This is a genomic window from Streptococcus sp. GMD6S, assembly GCF_000297015.1.
The window spans coordinates 1-1,151 of the sequence record NZ_AJRH01000331.1 but is presented as its reverse complement, the minus strand read 5'-3'; the positions used below and the strand labels follow the sequence as shown (position 1 = coordinate 1,151).

General features: G+C 43.4%; 2 pseudogenes. Both read right to left on the bottom strand.

From position 1 onward, the window contains the following. Positions 1-649, bottom strand: a pseudogene (locus GMD6S_RS11405) (glycosyltransferase); the annotation flags it as partial. 1 nt (position 650) lies between these two features. After that, a pseudogene (locus GMD6S_RS11400) lies at positions 651-1,145 on the bottom strand (ABC transporter ATP-binding protein); the annotation flags it as partial. Positions 1,146-1,151 lie beyond the last annotated feature (6 nt).

The window sequence follows — 1,151 nt, the reverse complement described above, 5'->3', positions numbered from 1 at the left end:
AGGGTTGATAGAGATCCGTCACATAATCAACACGAAAGAGATTTTGACTCAACTCATTGAGGCTTGAATCTCCAGTTAGATTGATAATATTGTAGCGCTCTGTCAACTCTTTTTTATGGTCTGTCACTAATTGGTTAAATACACGGGCTCCTGCAGAACCACCGACAAACAATACCGTTGGCAATTTAGGATTAAAGTGGGTTTGGATATCCACCAATTCATCTGGTTCTGGAGTGTTTTGGTCTGAAACCTTGGTTACTGCCCCCACATGCTCGACTTTTGCAAGACCAGCAGGCTGCTCAAATGTTGAATACATCTTAGTTGCAAATTTATAGGCGATTTTATTGGCCAAGCCCATAGAAAGGTCCGATTCGTGAATAAAGACAGGTACCCCTGACACACGCGCTGCGATAACCGGCGGTACTGAGACAAAGCCCCCCTTAGAAAAAAGAGCCTGTGGACGCAGTCGTAACATGATAAAGAGGGATTGGACAATTCCCCAACCAACTTTGAAGATATCCAGCATATTTTGCCAAGAGAAGTAACGACGCAACTTACCAGTCGCAATAGAATGGAAGGTCACATTCAAGCCTGACTTGAGGATTTCTTGGTGTTCGATTCCGTGTTTATCACCAATATAGTGAACTTCCCTCAGGTTCAGTGATGATGGCGCGTGCTACTGCTACCCGCTGTTTTTGACCACCAGAGATCTCGTAAGGGTACTTCTCTTGCAATTGGTTGATGCCCAAATTTTCAGCTGTCACTACCAACTTCTTCATCATCTCCGTGATAGGTTTTCGTGATAACACTAACGGAAGCAAGATATTGTCCTTAACAGACAGGGTATCTAGCAAGTTAAAGTCTTGGAAGACAAATCCCAACTTTTCCCGACGGAAACTCGAAGCCTGTGAATTTTTAATAGTGGCTGTGTCTGTTCCGTTTAGGTAAACCTGGCCTCGAGTTGGTTTATCCAGCATAGCTAGGATGTTGAGCAGGGTTGACTTTCCTGAACCAGACTCACCCATGATGGCAACGTAGTCACCCTTTTCTACGGTAAAGTGAATATCTTTGAGTGCTTCGACTTGGTTTCCTTGGAAACGTGTTTTGTAGATTTTTTGAACGTGTTTTACATCTAAAAGTGTCATGATTTT